The organism is Streptomyces longwoodensis, assembly GCF_001514125.1.
Classification (GTDB): domain Bacteria; phylum Actinomycetota; class Actinomycetes; order Streptomycetales; family Streptomycetaceae; genus Streptomyces; species Streptomyces longwoodensis.
Window position 1 is genome coordinate 208,257 of the sequence record NZ_KQ948564.1, and the last position, 2,796, is coordinate 211,052.

Annotated in this window: 6 protein-coding genes; 3 read left to right on the forward strand and 3 right to left on the reverse strand. The window is 64.8% G+C overall.

Going from position 1 to position 2,796, the window contains the following annotated elements:
• The 3 genes from AQJ30_RS39025 to AQJ30_RS39885 all read left to right on the forward strand — a co-directional run.
• Positions 1-199, forward strand: a 199-nt coding sequence (locus tag AQJ30_RS39025) for a hypothetical protein (protein WP_211279148.1), incomplete at its 5' end; no start/stop codon positions are given.
• Positions 200-922: 723 nt separating this feature from the next.
• Entirely contained in the window at positions 923-1,138 is a 216-nt protein-coding gene (locus AQJ30_RS38570; protein WP_067241315.1) for a hypothetical protein, read from the forward strand.
• 36 nt (positions 1,139-1,174) lie between these two features.
• Complete coding sequence (locus AQJ30_RS39885; protein ID WP_281200980.1) at positions 1,175-1,309, forward strand: hypothetical protein; 135 nt, start codon at positions 1,175-1,177, stop codon at positions 1,307-1,309.
• A 402-nt stretch (positions 1,310-1,711) separates the two neighbouring features.
• Here the strand turns inward: AQJ30_RS39885 and AQJ30_RS33295 are convergent, their stop codons facing one another.
• From AQJ30_RS33295 to AQJ30_RS39030, 3 genes are all read right to left on the reverse strand, one after another.
• Positions 1,712-1,942 carry a hypothetical protein gene (locus AQJ30_RS33295; protein WP_067241319.1) on the reverse strand — a complete coding sequence of 77 codons (231 nt, stop codon included), beginning with the start codon at positions 1,940-1,942 and terminating at the stop codon, positions 1,712-1,714.
• A 49-nt stretch (positions 1,943-1,991) separates the two neighbouring features.
• Positions 1,992-2,177 carry a hypothetical protein gene (locus AQJ30_RS33300; protein ID WP_067241321.1) on the reverse strand — a complete coding sequence of 62 codons (186 nt, stop codon included), beginning with the start codon at positions 2,175-2,177 and terminating at the stop codon, positions 1,992-1,994.
• 319 nt (positions 2,178-2,496) lie between these two features.
• The coding region (locus AQJ30_RS39030; RefSeq protein WP_211279149.1) for a hypothetical protein at positions 2,497-2,796 on the reverse strand (300 nt) is incomplete at its 5' end.

A 2,796-nucleotide genomic window follows, 5' to 3' on the forward strand; every position in this document is an offset into this window, starting at 1 on the left:
CTCTACCACCTCCAGGCCCGGGGTCGCTACTACGACGCCAACATCGGCCGCTGCGGCCTTCGCAACCGGATGTGCTGAAAGCGTTGCCGTGGAAGCCGTGGGCGACTACGTCGATGAAGGAGCAGGAGGCGCCTTGAGCTGGCTTGGGGACGCCAAAGATGCAAGAGATCTGATCAAGGCCGGTCTGAAGGTTCTTTGATCTCACGCGATCCCCGTGCAACCGCACCCGCGCGGGGAGCGCCGCAGTGCTGGGGGTACGGAATGGGAAGCGCGGCTAAGGTCCTGCTGTTGCCGGGATACTGCAACTCAACCTTTCCGCTGGCGTCGCCTGCGCAGGAAGTCCCGAAAACTGGCCGACTGCACCCAGCCAGCCAAAATGACCAAGCCAACTGCCACTACTACAACAACGTGGGGTGTCGTAATCGTAGTGGTCGCCCTCATAGCCTTCGCGTTGATCGTGCGCGGGAAGCGGCGCTGAGATTGTCGCAAGACAGTCGCCCTTGCAACCGCTGCCCCGCCCGCAAGACCCCACCGGCCTATACCACCTGCAGGCCCGCTACTACCCTGTACGCAGAGGGCGACCCGGTCAACCGGATCGACCCGAGTGGGCTGATCGCCGGCTCCCTCGGCGGAGAGGTCTGCTTCGGCGTCTGTGTCGGCCTTGGCGGCAAGACCGACGGCCACACGGCCAAGCCGACCGTCTCCTTCGGGTTCGGAAGCCCTGGTGCCAGCGCTGAGCTCTCCGCCGACACCGGTGACATGGACAGTGGCTTGTCGGGCGAGGTGTCCTGCGGTTACGGGCCCGGAAACGTCAAGTTCGCGGGTAGCGCGAGTGGTCCCGACCTCGAATACGAAACTGGGGGGGAGTACGGGGAAGTGCTCGGTGCGCGGGCAGTACACCTTCTGGACGCAAGGAGCATCCGTGAACGTCGCTGTCGGGATCTTCATGACCGTGTTCGGTCTGTCATTCGCCGTCTTCGCTCCTCGTTTCTCACGGGCGAGCTCCGCCAGCTCTGAAGAGATGTTCGGAACGACCGGTGGAAAGCCGATGCGGGTCTGGAACCGGACAGTCTTCACGGTGACCGGAATCGCCCCGGCGTTGCTCGGCATTCCCTACGCCATCGGCGCGGTCGGCTGAGCGGGACATCACGCACTCACGGAAGGAACCAAGCACATGATGCTCCACGCGATGACACTGGCCGAGCGGTGGGACGGCCCGCCGTGGTTCAAATGGGCCTGGCTGGTGCTGGCAGCCGTGGGCGCGGTGTTCGTCCTCACGATGCTGGCGCGCCGAAGTGGGCGCAAGTAATCCCTGTCGACGTCGAGTTTCGGTGGCCCGGGCACCTGCTTGGGCCACCGAAACGGCAGGGCCCGGAGCAGCGCGGTGAGCAGGCCATCCTTGTAGTAGCCGGTGAAGGCGGCTGCCAGCGTGATGCGCTGCAGCGGAACTCCGACTTGACGCACTCTGTGTCTCCTCTCGGTCTACGGGTGCGATCTCCGTGTGTACGTCAGCGTGAGGTAGAGCCCTCCCCACAGCACGACAGCGATGGCGACCAGAAGCCATCCGGCGCCATTACCCATGACTGCGAGCGCTGTCCCGCTCATGGCGAGGACCAGGAAAGCGACGGAGGCCGTGATGAAGTACATCCGGCTCCGGGACCGCTGCTCCATCGACGGGCCAGGACGTGTCACGAGCTTCCCCTTCGCGCCTTCAACGCCGCTTACGGAACCGGATCGCGGCCCCGACCGCCGCGGACCAGACGACCCCCACGACGGCGAGCCACAGCGCGACGGTCGCCATGCCCTGGACGGCGGCGTACAGGGCGATGATCAGGAAGAGCGCGCCGGCGGCCAGCGCGACCCAGAGGGAAGCGGAGACGAAGGCTTCCGCCCCGTCGTTCCCGGAGCCCAAGAGACTCTGGTCATCGAGCTCGTTCCTCATGCCGCAACCTTTCACGATGGAGTGTCTCGAGCAGTCTCACTCTCCGGTTTCAGCGGTTGCCTTCACGTGTGGCGAGCCCGGCCATGACGGCCAGAATCCCCCCGCCCGCAATGGCCACGGCACCGAAGGCGATGGGCGGCACGTCTCCATTCGCAACACCAGCAATGCAGCCGCAGACGCCGGCCAGAATGGCAATGGCCGAGAAGGTCAGCGTTTTCCGGACCGCTTCCTTCATCCGGGTCCTCTCGTCGCCCGTCTTGCGTGTTCTGCGTCTGGCCCGAGGGCCCTGGCCCAGACGGTGAGTCACGTCAGTGGGGTGCGGCCTCATCGGGCCGCACCCCAGATCGGTGTGCTGATTGAGCCAGGGGCTACACAGCGGTCAACTGAACTACCGTTTCCTCTTCGTCCTGATGAGGCCGCCCACGACGAATATCGCGATGATTGCGAAAGCGATCACGAAGAGGACTTGCCCCCAAACGGGGAAGTCAGGTCCGCCACCCGGGGCGGCGAGCCGTTCCATGGCTGTGGTGCGCATTCTGACTCCTCGGCGGGAATTACCATGTGTACTTGATCTTGGCTGAGCACATAGGGTCGCTGGCGTACTCGGTACCGGCTCCTGCTGCGGTGTCCCCCTCGCTGCTCACCGATGCTCGGTAGTAACCCGCTGAGCACTCGAATTCGCCGGTCGCACCGCTGTTGGCGTCACCCGCGCTCGCGTCGACCCCGCCATTGACTCCCGGGGTCCCCGCTCCGACGGACAAGCTGGGGTGAATCGATCCGTCGTCGTTGAACGACAAACCACCACCGATGCAGAGGTAATAGCACGCCTCACCGGAGAAGCCGGTCGATGCGAG

Bases quoted from the DNA above. Each gene is read 5' to 3' on its own strand.
- AQJ30_RS39885 (WP_281200980.1), top strand. From the start codon at position 1,175: ATGATGCTCCACGCGATGACACTGGCCGAGCGGTGGGACGGCCCGCCG.
- AQJ30_RS33295 (WP_067241319.1), bottom strand. From the start codon at position 1,942: ATGAGGAACGAGCTCGATGACCAGAGTCTCTTGGGCTCCGGGAACGAC.
- AQJ30_RS33300 (WP_067241321.1), bottom strand. From the start codon at position 2,177: ATGAAGGAAGCGGTCCGGAAAACGCTGACCTTCTCGGCCATTGCCATT.